At 70.8% G+C, this 14,562-nt stretch carries 11 protein-coding genes; 5 read left to right on the top strand and 6 right to left on the bottom strand.

Going from position 1 to position 14,562, the window contains the following annotated elements; genetic code table 11:
• The first annotated feature begins 23 nt into the window (after positions 1 to 23).
• Positions 24 to 281, top strand: coding sequence for a hypothetical protein (locus ACTWQJ_RS29755; RefSeq protein ID WP_443309624.1), 258 nt, complete (start codon positions 24 to 26; stop codon positions 279 to 281).
• Positions 282 to 296: 15 nt separating this feature from the next.
• Here ACTWQJ_RS29755 and ACTWQJ_RS29750 read toward each other — a convergent pair whose 3' ends face one another.
• The 4 genes from ACTWQJ_RS29750 to ACTWQJ_RS29735 are packed head-to-tail and all read right to left on the bottom strand — an operon-like array spanning position 297 to position 5,762.
• Positions 297 to 2,603, bottom strand: coding sequence for a beta-xylosidase/alpha-l-arabinosidase (locus tag ACTWQJ_RS29750; RefSeq protein WP_443309622.1), 2,307 nt, complete (start codon positions 2,601 to 2,603; stop codon positions 297 to 299).
• Positions 2,604 to 2,642: 39 nt separating this feature from the next.
• Positions 2,643 to 3,545 (bottom strand): carbohydrate ABC transporter permease, encoded by a 903-nt coding sequence (locus tag ACTWQJ_RS29745; protein ID WP_443309621.1) that lies wholly within the window; start codon positions 3,543 to 3,545, stop codon positions 2,643 to 2,645.
• Positions 3,546 to 3,549: 4 nt separating this feature from the next.
• On the bottom strand, positions 3,550 to 4,404 hold the full coding sequence (locus ACTWQJ_RS29740) for a carbohydrate ABC transporter permease (protein ID WP_443309623.1): 855 nt from the start codon (positions 4,402 to 4,404) through the stop codon (positions 3,550 to 3,552).
• A gap of 23 nt (positions 4,405 to 4,427) precedes the next feature.
• On the bottom strand, positions 4,428 to 5,762 hold the full coding sequence (locus ACTWQJ_RS29735; protein WP_443309620.1) for an ABC transporter substrate-binding protein: 1,335 nt from the start codon (positions 5,760 to 5,762) through the stop codon (positions 4,428 to 4,430).
• Positions 5,763 to 5,869: 107 nt separating this feature from the next.
• On the opposite strand from ACTWQJ_RS29735, the gene ACTWQJ_RS29730 reads away from it, so the two are divergent.
• The 3 genes from ACTWQJ_RS29730 to ACTWQJ_RS29720 all read left to right on the top strand — a co-directional run bounded on the left by ACTWQJ_RS29730 (position 5,870) and on the right by ACTWQJ_RS29720 (position 8,778).
• Positions 5,870 to 6,919, top strand: a complete 1,050-nt coding sequence (locus ACTWQJ_RS29730) for a LacI family DNA-binding transcriptional regulator (protein WP_443309619.1) — start codon at positions 5,870 to 5,872, stop codon at positions 6,917 to 6,919.
• Between the two features lie 112 nt (positions 6,920 to 7,031).
• On the top strand, positions 7,032 to 7,646 hold the full coding sequence (locus ACTWQJ_RS29725; protein WP_443309618.1) for a cellulose binding domain-containing protein: 615 nt from the start codon (positions 7,032 to 7,034) through the stop codon (positions 7,644 to 7,646).
• Between the two features lie 73 nt (positions 7,647 to 7,719).
• Positions 7,720 to 8,778, top strand: coding sequence for an LCP family protein (locus ACTWQJ_RS29720; RefSeq protein ID WP_443309617.1), 1,059 nt, complete (start codon positions 7,720 to 7,722; stop codon positions 8,776 to 8,778).
• On the opposite strand, the gene ACTWQJ_RS29715 is transcribed toward ACTWQJ_RS29720, so the two are convergent.
• Complete coding sequence (locus tag ACTWQJ_RS29715) at positions 8,779 to 12,099, bottom strand: hypothetical protein (protein ID WP_443309616.1); 3,321 nt, start codon at positions 12,097 to 12,099, stop codon at positions 8,779 to 8,781.
• Between the two features lie 52 nt (positions 12,100 to 12,151).
• Positions 12,152 to 13,318, bottom strand: a complete 1,167-nt coding sequence (locus ACTWQJ_RS29710; protein WP_443309615.1) for a THUMP-like domain-containing protein — start codon at positions 13,316 to 13,318, stop codon at positions 12,152 to 12,154.
• A gap of 90 nt (positions 13,319 to 13,408) precedes the next feature.
• Between ACTWQJ_RS29710 and ACTWQJ_RS29705 the strand changes: the two genes are divergently transcribed.
• A complete protein-coding gene (locus ACTWQJ_RS29705) occupies positions 13,409 to 14,338 on the top strand; it encodes a polysaccharide deacetylase family protein (RefSeq protein ID WP_443309614.1) in 930 nt (309 codons plus the stop codon).
• Positions 14,339 to 14,562 lie beyond the last annotated feature (224 nt).

The raw sequence follows: 14,562 nt of genomic DNA, 5'->3' as shown, positions 1-14,562 counted from the left end.
GTCAGCAAGGAGAACCTGTACTCGTGACGGTGGCGTTGATGTGGGAGGCGCGGGCGGTTCCCGGACGGGGGGCGGAACTGCTCGCCTGGGCCGCCGAGCAGCAGCTGCCCGAGCAGCCCCTGCGCCGGGAGACCTTCCGCGCCCCGCAGGACCGGGTGCTGGTCATCACCTGGTGGGATGCGGCCTACGACGCCGATCTCCCCGAACTGCCGGAGCCGGACGGGGAGTTGGTCACTCGGGCGGTGCATCGGTGGCGGTTCGAGTCGGTGCGGGCGGACTGACCGTCGGGTACGAGGTCACCCCACGTCCGACACCTCCGTCTCGCAGCGCAGTCGGCGATCCGGGCCCAGCACCCTCACGGGTCCCGTGAGGGTCAGCTGTGCCGTGTGCCGTACGTCCGCGCTGGATGCCGCCAACCGCAGTTCCAGCGCGCCTGGTTCGACGATCCTTCGGCCGGACCGGTCGGTGAAGGCCGAGAGATCCGCATGGAAGCGGAAGGTCACGCGAGCCGCGTCCCCCGGCTCCAGCTCCATCCGGCGGTAGCCGATCAGGCGGACGTCCGGGCGGGTCACGGAGGCCACCGGGTCGTGCAGGTAGAGCTGGACCACCTCCGCGCCCGCGCGGTCGCCCGTGTTGCGGACGACGACCGAGACGTCGTACGAGCCGTCCGTGCCGATGGTGGGATGCGTGCCCTCGACCGGCTCCCAGGCGAACGTCGTGTACGAGCGGCCGTGTCCGAAGGCGTACAGCGGGGTCGGGTCCAGGTTGCTGACCTCGCCCGCCAGGCCCAGCGGCGGCTGGAGGTACGTCCACGGCTGCCCGCCGGGCAGGTCCGGGACGCTCACCGGAAGCCGGCCGGACGGGTTGACGCGGCCCGACAGGACCCCCGCCACCGCCGGGCCACCCTCCTCGCCCGGGAAGAACGCCTGGACGGACGCGGCCAGCCGGCCGTGCCAGCGGCCCAGGGCGTACGGCCGGCCGGTGAGCAGGACCAGCACCACCGGGACGCCGGTCGCCACCAGCGCGTCCAGCAGATCACCCTGGACACCGGGCAGACGAAGGTCGGCGGCGTCGCAGCCCTCGCCTGAGGTGCCGCGGCCGAACAGGCCCGCCCGGTCGCCCAGGACCGCCACGCACACATCCGCCTCCGCCGCCCGCGCCACCGCCTCCTCGAAGCCGGAGGTGTCGGGGTCGGCGACCCCGCAGCCCTCCGCGAACGTCACCTTCGCGTCGGGGAGTTCGGTGCGCAGCGATTCGAGAAGGGTCGGGATCTCGATGCTCGTCGGGATTTCGGGGTGGTGGGGCAGGACGTGGGAGGGGAAGGAGTAGCAGCCGAGCATCGCCAGGGCGTCCGAGGCCCTGGGGCCCACCACGGCGACACGGGTGTCCGGGGCCAACGGCAGCACGCCGTCCGGGTTGTCCAGCAGGACCACCGACTCCTCCGCCAGACGCCGGGCCAGCGCACGGTTCGCCGCCGGGTCCAGGTCGATCGACTCCTGCGGCTCGGGCTGCCAGTCCTCGTCCAGCAGGCCCAGCTCGCACTTCTGGAGCAGGACGCGGTGGGCCGCCCGGTCCACGAGTTCCTCCGGGACCGCCCCCGCCCGCACCGCGGCCACCAGCGGCTCCCCGAAGCACTTCAGCGTCGGCAGCTCGACGTCGATCCCGGCCGCCAGTGCCTGGTGCGCCGCCTCGGCCGGGGTGCCCGCCACGCGGTGCAGGGTCTGCAGGAATCCGACGCCGAAGTAGTCCGAGACGACGGTTCCGGTGAACTGCCATTCCTCCCGGAGGAGTTCGGTCAGCAGCCAGGGATCGGCCGACGCCGGTACGCCGTCCGTCTCGTTGTACGCCGCCATCACCGAGCGTGCGCCGCCCTCGCGCAGCGCCAGCTCGAACGGGGGCAGGGTGACGTCCGCGAACTCCCGCACGCCCGCCCGCACCGGGGCCAGGTTGCGGGCGCCGGCCGAGGACGCGTAGCCGGCGAAGTGCTTGAGCGTGGCGACGATCCCGGCCGACTCCAGGCCCCGCACATAGGCGGCGCCGATCGTGCCGACCAGGTACGGGTCCTCGCCGATCGTCTCCTCGACCCGCCCCCAGCGCGGGTCCCGTACGACGTCCAGGACCGGGGCGAGGCCCTGGTGGACGCCGACCGAGCGCAGGTCGGCGCCGATCCGCCGGGCCATCTCCTCGACCAGCGCCGGGTCGAAGGTCGCGCCCCAGGCGAGCGGGACCGGGTACGCCGTCGCCTGCCAGGCCGTGAAGCCCGCCAGGCACTCCTCGTGGGCGATCGCCGGGATGCCGAAGCGGCCGGCCTCGACGATCCGGCGCTGGGCCTGTGCCAGGGAGCGGGCGCCGGCCGCCGGATCGACGGGGGCCGTGCCGAAGGGGCGGGTGAGCTGGCCCAGGCCGTGCCGGATCAGCTCGTCGAGATCGAAGGCATCGGTCATGTCGTGCTGGTGGGGGGCGACTCCGGCGCCGTCCGTGTCGGCCCCCACCCACACGCCGTACAGCTGGGCGGTCTTCTCCTCGAGGGTCATCCGGGAGAGGAGGTCGGCCACACGGGTGGCGGCGGGCAGGGCGGGGTCACGCCAAGGGGCGGTGCTCATGAAACTCCTGTCGGGAGGGTGGGGGTCACGTACCGCTGGTCACTTGCCGCCCACGCCCATCAGGCCGCCCACCAGCGCGCGGCGGGCCACCAGATAGACGGCGAAGATCGGGATGCCGGAGAGGACGACCGAGGCGAGCAGGGCGGGGATGTTCACGCCGAACTGGCTGACGTAGTTGAACAGTCCGAGGGTCAGTACGCGCGGTCCGTCGGACTGAGTGAAGATCAGCGGGAAGAGGAAACCGTTCCAGGCCTGGAGCGCGGAGTAGATGACGACGGTGCCGATGCCGCCCTTGGCCAGCGGGACGGTCAGCTGGAACAGCATCCGCAGCGGTGAGGCACCGTCCAGAGCCATCGCCTCGTACAGCTCCTCGGAGATGTCCCGCAGCGTGCCGGTCAGGATCAGCACCGCCACCGGCATCGCGAAGGCCGCCGTCGGCAGGATGATCGCGAGCAGACTGTCGTAGAGGCCCAGCTTGGCGATCATCAGGTAGAGGGGGACCACGACCGCCTGCGCCGGGATCGCCACCCCGAGCAGGAAGAGCCGGAAGGCGGCTCCCGACCAGCGGTTGCGGGTGCGTACGGCGACGTAGGCGAGCGGGACGCACAGGACCAGGACGATGGCCACGACCGCCGCCGCCACGATCGCCGTGTTCGTCAGAAAGTGGCCGAAGCCGCTGTTCAGGACGGTGTTGTAGTTCTCGAGGGTCGGATTCGTGGGCGGTTCGAGAGCGCCCTGGCCCAGGGCCTCGTCCTGGCGGGTGAGGGAGGCCGAGATCATCGCGTAGATCGGGATGATCACGACCGCGAGCCAGATCAGGGAGCCCAGACCCGCGAGGGGGTTGGCGCGCCGGGTCCAGTGCCGGGGGCGGTGGCGGGCCGGCGGCGGTGGTGTGCCGGGGCCGGTGGTCTTCACAGGGCGGGGCAGCGTGTCGTACGACATTCCGTCACATCCCTTCCCGGCTGCTGCGCATGGCGCCGAAGCCGGTCAGCCGCACCAGGAGCAGGGACAGCCCGGTCGCCGTCGCGACCAGGAAGGAGGCGATGGCGCTCGCGTAGCCGAAGTCGTAGCTCTTGAAGCCTGCCTCGTACATCAGGTACGGCAGGATCGCGGTGTCCGTGCCGGGGCCGCCCTGGGTGAGGATCAGGACCGTCTCGAAGTACGTGAGGGAGCCGACCACCATCAGGACGCCGGACGTGGCCATGGTGTTGCGCAGCTGGGGGAGCGTGATGGAGAAGAACTGGCGGTAGCGGCCCGCGCCGTCGATCGCCGCCGCCTGGTAGAGGATGTCCGGGATCTGGCGGGCGCCGCCCTGGTAGATCAGGGTGTGGAACGGGATGAACTGCCAGCCGCCGACGAAGACGATCGCGAGGAAGGCGCCGCTGGAGGAGCCGAGGGTGTCCTGCCGGACGATGCCGAAGTTCGGGTCGAGCAGGGCGAAGAAGAGCAGGGCGATCGCCGTCGAGGAGAGCAGGAACGGCACGAAGAAGATCGCGGAGAGGACAGCGCGGTTGCGCTGCCGACCCGCCGCCCACACACCGAGCAGCAGGGCCACGACGGTCTGGAAGGCCCAGCTGGTCACCGTCAGCAGGACTGTCAGCCACAGGGACTGCGTCAGTCGGGGGTCGTCCAGCAGCTTCTGCCAGTTGGCCAGGCCGACCGGCCTCGGGTCGCCGAGGCCGTTCCATTCGGTGAAGGAGAGGTAGAACGCCAGGGCCATCGGCGCCACGGCGAAGAACGCGAAGAACAGCACCCCGGGAAGGGCCCAGCCGGCGTGCGGCCGGCCGGCCCGGGTGCGCATGCTCATCGCCCGGGTGCTCGCGCTCACCGCAGCTCCTTGAGCGCCGAGACGAACCGACTCGGCGTCGACTTGCCCACGAACAGCTTGTTGATCTCCGTCAGCATCGGCGTCTGGACACTCGGGTCGACCGCCTGGTCCCAGCTCAGCGTGAAGGCGGGGGCCTGCTCGACCATCTCGTACTGGAACTTGGCGAACTCCGGGTTCGGCGCGGCGTCCAGCAGCGCGTCCGCGTTGGACGTCGTCGGGATGTCGCCGTTGGCGACCAGGTCCTTGGCGTACGCCTCGGAGGCGCAGTCCTTGAGGAAGGCGATCGCGGCGTCCTTGTTGCGGGTACGGGCGTTGACGGACCAGTAGTTGGTGGGGTTCCCGACGACATTGCGTACGTCGCCGGAGCCGCCCTCGACCGTCGGGAAGGCCGCCCAGCCCAGGTCGTTCTTCGCGAAGTCGGGGAACTTGCCGAGCTGCGTGGAGTACTCCCAGGAGCCCATCAGATGCATCGCGGCCTTGCCCTTCGCGAAGACCGCGGGCGCGCCGCCGTTGACGTAGGACACGGAGCTGAAGCCCTCGCCGAAGGCGCCGTCGTCGATGAGGTCCCGTACCGTCTCGGCGGCCTTGAGGACGGCCGGGTCGCCCCAGCCCGACGCGTCACCGTTCTTGATCCGCTCGAAGACCTCGGGGCCGCCGATGCGGTCGACCAGGTACTCCAGCCACATCAGCTCGGGCCAGATGTCGGAGCCGCCGAGCGCGAAGGGGGTGATGCCGGCCTTCTTGAGCTTGGCGTTGTTGTCGAGCAACTGGTCCCAGGTGGTGGGCGGTTGCAGTTTGTGCTCGGTGAACACGGCTTTGTTGTAGAAGAGGATCACCGGCTGCATGCCGCGCATCGGTATGCCGTAGTTGCGCCCGTCGAGGCTGCCGGCCGCCAGCACCGAGGGCAGGAAGCCGTCCTTGAGGACCGGGTCGTTCTTGATGGTGTCGGTCAGGTCGACGAGCTGATCGGCCTCCTGGTACGCCTTGATCGAGCCGCCTCCCCAGTTGAACAGGACGTCGGGGGCGTTGGGCGAGCCCATCGCCGTGCGCAGCTTGGCCGGGTACTCGGTGCCGGGGATCTTCTGCAGCTTGACCGTGCCCTTGGCCGACTTCGCGGCGGCCGAGCCGTTGAAGCGGGCGACGGCCTTCTCCTGCACCTTCACGGCGTCGTCGCCGTACACGAGGGCGGTGAGGGTGCCGCCGCCGCTGCCGGAGTCACCGCCGGAGCCGCAGGCGGTGAGCCCGGTGGTGAGCAGGGTGGTGGCACCGGCGCCGAGCACCCAGCGCCTGCTGAACGCTCGCCCGCCATTGGACGACGTGGTGGACCCCATGACAGCACGCACCTCTCGAATGTTTCGTGCATGTTCTCGAATGTTCCGGGAACTTAAAACGGTAGAGGGGGCGCGTCAAGAGGTCGCGCAGAGATACGATCGCCGCCATGACTCCCCCGGAACGCGCAGAAACCCAGACGACAGGCCGGTCCGCGCAGACCGCGACGCTCGCCGAGATCGCCCGTGCGGCCGGTGTCTCCGCCCCGACTGTTTCGAAGGTCCTCAACGGCCGGGCCGACGTGGCCCCGGGCACCCGCAACCGCGTCGAGGAGCTGCTGCGCACCCACGGCTACCGGCGACGCCGGGCCGAGTCGTCCCGCTCGCCCCTGCTCGACCTGGTCTTCCACGAGCTGGAGAGCGCCTGGGCGCTGGAGGTCATCCGGGGCGTGGAGAACGTGGCCAGGGACGCGGGGCTGAGCGTCGTGCTCTCCGAGAGTGCGGGCCGGCTCACCCCGGGGCGGACCTGGGCCGACCAGGTCGCCGCCCGCCGTCCGCACGGCGTGATCCTCGTGCTGTCCGAGCTCGACGAGGCCCAGCGCGCACTGCTGACCAGCAGGTCCATCCCGTTCGTGGTGATGGACCCGGCGGGCGATCCGGGCGCCGACGTGCCGTCGATCGGCGCCACCAACTGGCAGGGCGGACTGGCCGCCACTCGCCACCTGGTCGAGCTGGGGCACAGCAGGGTCGGGGCGATCAGCGGGCCGTCGCGGATGCTGTGCAGCCGGGCCCGGGTGGACGGCTACCGGGCGGCGCTGGAGACGGCGGGGCTGCCGGTGGACCACTCGCTCGTCGCAGTCGGCGACTTCCACCACGAGTCCGGCTACCGGCTGGGCCTGGAACTGCTGCGCCGCCCGGACCGGCCGACCGCGGTCTTCGCCGGGAACGACCTCCAGGCGCTCGGGCTGTACGAGGCGGCGCGCGAGCTGGGGCTGCGCGTGCCGGAGGACCTGAGCGTGGTCGGGTTCGACGATCTGCCGGTGGCGCGCTGGGTGGGGCCGCCGCTGACGACCGTACGGCAGCCGCTGACGGAGATGGCCGAGGCGGCGGCCCGGCTGGTGCTGGAGCTGGGGCGCGGGGAGGGGTCTCAGGCCGCCACCCGCGTGGAACTGGCGACCAGCCTGGTGGTGCGCAGCAGTACGGCGCCGCCGGCCCCGTGACACGACTGGCGGGAGTGGCCGGAAGCTGACGTATTGACGCATGGGGCGACTGCCTCAACACTCCTCCGAAGCCAATCGGATGCACCACCGAAACTTTCGGATGCACCCGCACATGAGAACTCTGAGATCAGGCCGGTCCCTGGCGTCGCTGTTCACCGGCCTCGCCGCACTCGGCGCCTTACTGGTCGCCGCCCCCTCGGCGCACGCCGTCGACACCCCGCTGCGCGACCTCGCCACCGCCAAGGGAAAGATCATCGGCACCGCGGTCACCGGCTCCAAGCTCACCGGCACCTACGGCGACATCGCGGGCCGCGAGTTCAACTCGCTCACGCCCGGCAACGCCATGAAGTGGGAGTCGGTCGAGCCGAGCCGCGGCACCTACAACTGGGCCGAGGCCGACCGGATCGTGGACTTCGCCGAGGCGCACGACCAGCAGGTGCGCGGCCACACCCTCGGCATCGCCAGTCAGTGGAGCACCGGCTTCACCGGGCAGGTCAGGATCGCCTGCTCGGGGGCGTCGCTGTCGTCCTGGAAGGTGAACTGGATGTACGGCGCGGGTCAGCGCATCACCCAGGCCTGGAACGCGACCTGCACACAGTCGGGCACGGAGGTCAGCTGCTCCCACGCCTCCTACAACGGGGCGGTGCCGGACGGAGGTTCGGTGACGTTCGGGTTCAACGGGACGTGGAACGGGAGCAATACGGTGCCCGTGGTGACCCTGGGCTGAGAATCCTCAGCGGAATATGAGATTTCCGGAAGAAAACACGGCCTGACGTCCCTGCTCGTAATAATTCGGACTTATGTTCCTCCCTGTGACGGGACTTGACGAGAACGGGGACGACGGCAGAAGAGCGGGCCGGCGGTCGGGTGGGTGGAAGGCCGCCGGCTTCGCACTGGCGGGCGTCCTGCTGCTGGGCGCCGCCGCGGGGGGCTGGGTCTACTGGCACCTGAACGACAACATCGAGAGCGTCGACATCAACAGCGCGCTCGGCGACGACCGCCCGCCGAAGCCGACGCCCTCCGTCTCCCCGTCCACCTCGATGCCGCCCGGCGAGGCCCTCAACATCCTCGTGCTGGGCTCCGACTCGCGCAGCGGCGCCGAGAACCAGGCGCTCGGCGGCGGCGACAGCTCCGGCGGCGCCCGGTCCGACACGGCGATGGTCGTGCACCTGGACGCCGGACGCACCGATGCCACGGTGGTCAGCATTCCGCGCGACACCCTGGTCACCCGGCCGTCCTGTCCGCTGGCGTCCGGAGGAGAGACGGCCGAGGCGTACAACGCGATGTTCAACAGCGCGTACTCGGTGGGCGGTCCGGTGTGTGCGGTGAAGACCGTCGAGTCCATGACGAACGTCCGCATGGACCACTACATCGAGATCGACTTCTCCGGCTTCGCAAAGCTGGTGGACGCGCTCGGCGGGGTCACCGTCACCACGGACGAGGACATCGACGACGAGGACAGCCACCTGACCCTGCCGGCCGGCACCCACCACCTGGACGGCGACCAGGCCCTCGGCCTCGCCCGCACCCGGCACGGCATCGGCGACGGCAGCGACCTGGGCCGCATCGGCCTCCAGCAACAGCTCGTGAAGGCGCTGCTGGAGCAGATCGCATCGACGAGCCTGCTCTCCGACCCGACCCGGCTCTACGAGGTCGCGGACACCGTCACCGGCAGCCTCACCACCGACACCGGCCTCGATTCCCTCGGCGAACTGGTGAGCCTCGGCCAGAGCCTGCAGGGCCTGTCCGCCGACCGGGTCGAGACGGTGACCATGCCGGTCGTCCCGGCCGCCGCGGACCGCAACCGGGTGGTGGCGCAGGAGCCGGAGGCGGGGGAGTTGTGGGAGTCGTTGCGGTAGTCAGGAGCGGAACCAGCGGGCGGTTTCCCACAGGCGCACGGTGTTGTCCGTGCCGGCGGTGGCCAGCAGGCTGCCGCCGGGGCTGAACGTCAGGCGGGTGATCTCCCCGGTGTGGCCGGTCAGCGTGCCGATGTGCTGCGGCACGCCGTAGGTGTAGCGCCAGAGGTGTACGAGGGGCTCCCGCATGTCGCTGGTGGCCAGGAAGGGCGCCCCAGGGCTGACGGCAATGTCATAGGCCGAGGGAGACCACGGTGTTTCGTACCACGGTGCCTGTGGGCTGGTCCGCGTCCACAGGCCCGCCTGATAGCCAGAGCCCTCTCTGATGAAGGCGAGCAGGCCAGCATCCCAATTGGCCGAAAGGTTGGTGAACGAGTCGTCCTTGCTCCTCTGGCGTGTGGAGGCCACGGGCTGGGCATCCGGTTCCAGCGAGGGGACGGAGTAACGCCGCACATGCCCGGTGTCGTCGAGGGCGATCGGCTGGTTGGTGCCCGGTTCGAGAAGAAGCGACTGGTAGCCACCAGCACTGTGAGCGGCTTTGCGGGCGACAGGGACCCTGGTGAAGCTGAGATCGGTTCCTGTCTCCCACACCCGCATCACCTCGCCGTCGGCGGCGACGAGAAGGCCACCGTCGGTGGAGAACGCCACGTCCGACGATGTGGTGGTCCCCTTGAGGAGTCTCCTGGCCAGTGCCCCACGCTTCGTGTCCCACACTTCGGTGGTCTCGTCGTCACTGATGACGAGCAGTGGCCGAGATGGGTGGTGAGCCAGGCCCCAGACATACGTTTCCGTCCAGAGTTCTTCCCTCATCAGGTGTTTTCGCAGGGGAAGCGGGTGGTCCTGGTGGTCCCAGAGCCAGACCGACCCGTCGTCCGCACCGATGGCGATCGTCGTCTCCTGACGTGGGTGGAACGCGAGCGCGTTCAGTGCCGAGGGCGCCGGGAAGACCTTGAAGCTCTGGTCCCGGCGTCCGCCCCGGACGGCGACCGTGAGCGCCGCCGTGGCCCCGGCCGCGAGAACGAGACGGCGTCGCACCGCACGGCTGGCCCCCGCGGACTGCCCTCCGTCCGAGTACAGCGGTCGGCCCGCGAGCGTTTCCTGCAGCCGGACATGACGGAACTGGTAGACGCCTCCCGACTGGCGCAGCAGTTCCCGGCGTCGGGCGTCGGCGAGGAATCCCATGAGCCGCAGAGGAAGCCGGCGCCGAGCAGCGAGGAAGAGCCTGACGAGGACGAAACGCGGCCAGGCCCGGGTGAGCAGGAGCAGCAGCGCGAACACGGTTCCCGGGAGTACGACGATCAGCCCGATGCGCACCGGGGCCTCCTGGCCGAACGTCGGCTCGACCACTGTGTGCCATTTGGCCGTGGCGAGGAGGGTGACGTCCCGGACACCGGGCCAGCCCACCCAGTCGTTGGCCATGCGCCCGATCCACGCGCCCGACAACACCCCGGTGTACCAGCCGAGCAGCCCGGTCGCGGCCACCACGCAGCCGGCCACGGCCGCTCCGGCGAGAGCCGAAGCGCGGTCCTCGGCGACCGACTTGGTGGGGCTCACCTGAGTCGCGTGACGCGGAGGTGCGTTGAGCCAGCTGTGTGCTGCCAGGGCCAGGCCGATGACCACCATCAGGCTCGGGCCGACCATGAGCATCTCGTAGTACAGCTCGACGGCGGCGAAGGAGTTGAGGCCTCCTTCCTGGCCCAGTGCGACGGCGCCGGTGATCCCGACGAGCGGGGGAGCGACGGCGAGGGCGGTGAGGACGACTCCGTTGCGGAACCCGCGCCGCAGCCGGCCCAGCGACCCGCGCACGGCGAACGACAGTCGTCCCGGCGCACGCCGGGGGCTGGAGTACCAGACGATCGTGGACAGCAACGCGAAGCCGCCGGCGAAGGAAGCGGCGGTCGGGAAAAGGACGCCGCTGGCGTTGTGATCCAGAGCATGAGTGGCGACGATCCAGGCCAGTGCACCGATGCCGAGGACCAGACCGGCGACGACGCCGAGTGCCGGGGCGAACCACGGTGACAGCAGCCGCTCACTCATCCGCCACCAGGCGAGATCGCGCTCGCGGTGGTCGTGCAGGTAGCGGGCGAGGAACGTCAGCCATCCCCGGGCCTGCTCGGCGGTCCAGCGCGGGCCGTCCCGCCCGGTGCCGGGAAGCAGCGGGTCGTGGGCGTAGGCGGCATCGACCAGATGGTCGGTGAGATGCTGCTCGACAGCGAACTGGCAGTCGAAACGTGCGCTGTCCAGGAGTTCCGCCGGGGACAGGTCCAGTCGTTGGTAGACGAGACGGGCCGAGGTCACCATCAGGGGAGTGGACAGGGCGGCGGCGACCGGACTGTGGGGCGCGGACCTCAGGTGGGCGTAGACGGGGGCCCAGTCGGTGCCCTGCGGCCAGTCCACATCGCGCAGGTAGGCGATGGCGTCGCCGGGCGACACGGGGGAGACCTCGATGACGGGCGCCTCGCGCAGGGTCGGGGCGCCACCGCGGATCAGATCCTCGTACTCCGCCGCGCGACAGGTCACCACGACGGGGCGCTCCGCTCCGATCGCCACGTTGATGCCCCGGATGGCGCTGCGCCGCGCCGACTCCGGGATCTCGTCCAGACCGTCCAGGACGGGCAGGAGCAGGCCGTGGGTGAGCAGAGCGCGGGGGATCTCCGGGCGGCCGCTGTAGTGGGACTGCGCCAGCGATCCGACGATCCAGTCGTCGAGCGGTTCGCGGACCGGATCCCAGGAGGAGGCGGGCAGGAGGGCGGGGACGGGTCCGCCGGGCTCGCGCGCGCCGAACAGACCGAGGGTGAGCAGGATCGCCAGCACGCTCTTGCCCGAACCGGGTTCGCCGATGGCGACGAGGCGACGGTTGGGCAACTGGTTGTAGCCGTGCGCGAGTTGGGTGATCACCTCGTCGAAGCGGCCGTCGAGCCGGCCGTTGAGACGCATACGCAGTACGCGGGCGTCGCCGGTGCGCGGCAGCTGGGCGACGTCCCGGTCGGTGGCCGTCCACGCCAGCGGCAGGACGCGCGGGTCGCGCAGCCCACGGGCGGTGGCTTCCTCCAGCCACTGCTCCCTGAGGACGAGAGCGAGGTCGTCGGCGAGCGCACCCGGGTCCAATGGGGGTGGCTCATGGCGGAAGAAGTCGACCAGGGCGAGGAAGAGGGTGACGATGCCGACGAACAGGCTCCCCACCGTGGCGACGAAACCCGAGCTCTCCGGGTCGCGGGAGAACAGCATCCAGCCGGCGAGGCCCACGCAGACGACCGCGGTGGACAAGAGCAGAATCCGGCGGACCAGTCGCTGTCGGCCTCGTCGCAGTGCACTCCAGGTCACGTCAGCATGGTGATCGGCCGGTGGCACGGCCGTCCCGGAGAGCGGGCGGGGCTCACCCCAACGGGTGGCCCACCAGCATCGCCGGATGACCCGCGACCCGGGTCAGGAAGACGGTGGCCGCGTTGGGTCCGTGGGGCTTGACCTTCTTGCGCAGTTCCTCCGGCGCGATGGCCGAGCCCCGCTTCTTGACGGTGAGGATCCCGACCTCACGCTCCCGCAGCAGTGCCTTCAACTTCTTGATATTGAAGGGGAGTTGGTCGGTGATCTCATAGGCGGAGGCGTACGGCGTGGCACGCACCTCGTCGGCCGTGACGTACGCGATGGTCTCGTCGACCAGCCCGCCGCCCAGCTCGTCGGCCACCTCGGCGACCAGATGGGCGCGGATGACGGCGCCGTCGGGCTCGTAGAGAAAGCGCCCGACGGGACGCACCGGGGGATCGGGCAGCCCGCGGGAGCGCAGTGTGCGCGGCCCCGGCAGCAGGGTGGCCCGCACCAGGCCGGGCTCGGTGCCGAACCACAGCACCGCCTCCTTCACGTCCCCGCCGTCCGAGATCCACTCGGCCTCGGCCGTGTCGGGTACGGCCTCGTGCGGAATGCCCGGCGCGACCTTCAGCGCGGCGCGCGGGGCCCGGGCGGCCGCCCGTACGGCCCACGACAGCGGCGGCGAGTACGCCTCCGGATCGAAAATCCGGCCCCGTCCACCCCGCCGCGCCGGATCCACGAAGACCGCGTCGTACGCCGACACGTCCACCTCCGTGACATCCGCCTGGCGCACCTCGATCAGCCCGTCGAGCCCCAGCGCCTCGGCGTTCGCCCGCGCCACCGCCGCCGTCAGCGGATCCCGGTCCACGGCGAGGACCCGGATCCCGGCCCGGGCGAGCGCGACCGCGTCGCCGCCGATCCCGCAGCACAGGTCGGCCACGGAGGTCACGCCCAGCTCCTGGAACCTCCGCGCGCGGTACGCCGCCACGCTCGCCCGCGTCGACTGCTCCACCCCGTCGGGTGTGAAGAACATCCGCTCCGCGTCCTCGGCCCCGAACTTCGCCACCGCCCGCTGCCGCAGCAGCGCCTGGCCGAGAGCTGCCGACACCAACTCGGCCGGGTGCTCGCGACGCAGCCGGGTCGCGACGGCGAGTTCCTGGGCGGGGTCCGTGCCGCGCACCTCGTCGAGGAGGGCCCGGCCTTCGGGGGTGAGCAGGGGAGCGAGGAGGTCGTTCACCGGGCCATTGTCGGCCAGTCGGTGGATGGTGCGCCTCCGGCGGAGGTGTCGGCCAAGGTTCGCGGGCCGGTCCTGCGAGGATCCGCAAGCATGCGAGTAGTACTACAAAATGACAAAAACTGGTCGCGGTGGCGTCCGGGGGGCAGGGTCTCGGTCGCCGCACTGGCCCTCGCCGCCATCGCCTCCGGCTGCGTGCAGGGGGGCTCGGAGGTGCCACCCGCTCCCGGCCAGCCACCGCCGCTCAAGGCGCCCCCGGCCCGCGCCCTGGACGGCTACGCCGCCAAACTCCGCGCCGAGTACGCCGCCCGCGCCGCCGCCGCGAAGCGCTGGGGCCTGAAGGAGATCCCCCTCAAGCCGCCGCCACCCCCCGCGACGAAGCCGAAGATCACGACGCGCGAGGGCTTCGAGGTCGACGGCCACCTCGAGGACGAGCTCCCGCCGGTCTTCACCACCATCCCCACCCAGCACAAGATCGTCTTCCTCACCATCGACGACGGTGCGGAGAAGGACCCGGCGTTCCTGCGGATGATGAACGACCTCGACGTCCCGTACACGGCCTTCCTCAGCGACTACCTGGTCAGTGAGGACTACGCCTACTTCAAGCGGATGCAGGACAACGGTGTGGCCCTGAACAACCACACCCTGAACCACCCGTACCTGCCCGGCCTCTCCTACGACGACCAGAAGCGCGAGATCTGCGGCATGCAGGACGTCATCGAGAAGCACTACGGCAAACGCCCGCTCCTCTTCCGCCCGCCCTTCGGCAACTACAACAAGGACACCCTGCACGCCGCCAAGGCCTGCGGCATCAAGTACGCCCCCCTCTGGAACGAGGAGGTGTTCGTCGACCACTGGGACTACCGCGAATGGGACCAGGACCTGCACCCCGGCGACATCGTCCTCAGCCACTTCCGCGGCCGGGACGACTGGGAGGGCACGATGCCCGACATGATCCGCCGGTTCCTCGACAAGGTCACGGCCCAGGGGTACGCGGTGGCCCGGCTGGAGGACTACCTGTGACTAGGGCCTGTCCGGCGGATCAGGCCGCAGGAAACCGGCGGCGCCCTGAAGCGCCGGTGAGCGGGGTCATGGGGGTCCCCCCGCGCGAGCGCAGTCGAGCGTGGGGGAGCGTCCAGCTGCAAGGCGGAGGAGGGAGTCGAGGCGGAGTGATGGGGGAGAGTGACGACAACGCCGGTGGGGGCACCTCCCGCTCGAGCGAAGCCGAGCGTGGGGGAGGGCGGGCC

Origin of the sequence: Streptomyces sp. KR55 (assembly GCF_052245645.1) — a bacterium.
Taxonomy (GTDB): Bacteria; Actinomycetota; Actinomycetes; order Streptomycetales; family Streptomycetaceae; genus Streptomyces; species Streptomyces flavusporus.
This window is presented reverse-complemented; position numbering and strand designations above follow the sequence as displayed.

Coding starts and splice junctions, on each gene's coding strand:
- ACTWQJ_RS29735 (WP_443309620.1), bottom strand. CDS start 5,762: ATGGGGTCCACCACGTCGTCCAATGGCGGGCGAGCGTTCAGCAGGCGC.
- ACTWQJ_RS29720 (WP_443309617.1), top strand. CDS start 7,720: ATGTTCCTCCCTGTGACGGGACTTGACGAGAACGGGGACGACGGCAGA.
- ACTWQJ_RS29730 (WP_443309619.1), top strand. CDS start 5,870: ATGACTCCCCCGGAACGCGCAGAAACCCAGACGACAGGCCGGTCCGCG.
- ACTWQJ_RS29750 (WP_443309622.1), bottom strand. CDS start 2,603: ATGAGCACCGCCCCTTGGCGTGACCCCGCCCTGCCCGCCGCCACCCGT.
- ACTWQJ_RS29745 (WP_443309621.1), bottom strand. CDS start 3,545: ATGTCGTACGACACGCTGCCCCGCCCTGTGAAGACCACCGGCCCCGGC.
- ACTWQJ_RS29705 (WP_443309614.1), top strand. CDS start 13,409: ATGCGAGTAGTACTACAAAATGACAAAAACTGGTCGCGGTGGCGTCCG.
- ACTWQJ_RS29725 (WP_443309618.1), top strand. CDS start 7,032: ATGAGAACTCTGAGATCAGGCCGGTCCCTGGCGTCGCTGTTCACCGGC.
- ACTWQJ_RS29740 (WP_443309623.1), bottom strand. CDS start 4,404: ATGCGCACCCGGGCCGGCCGGCCGCACGCCGGCTGGGCCCTTCCCGGG.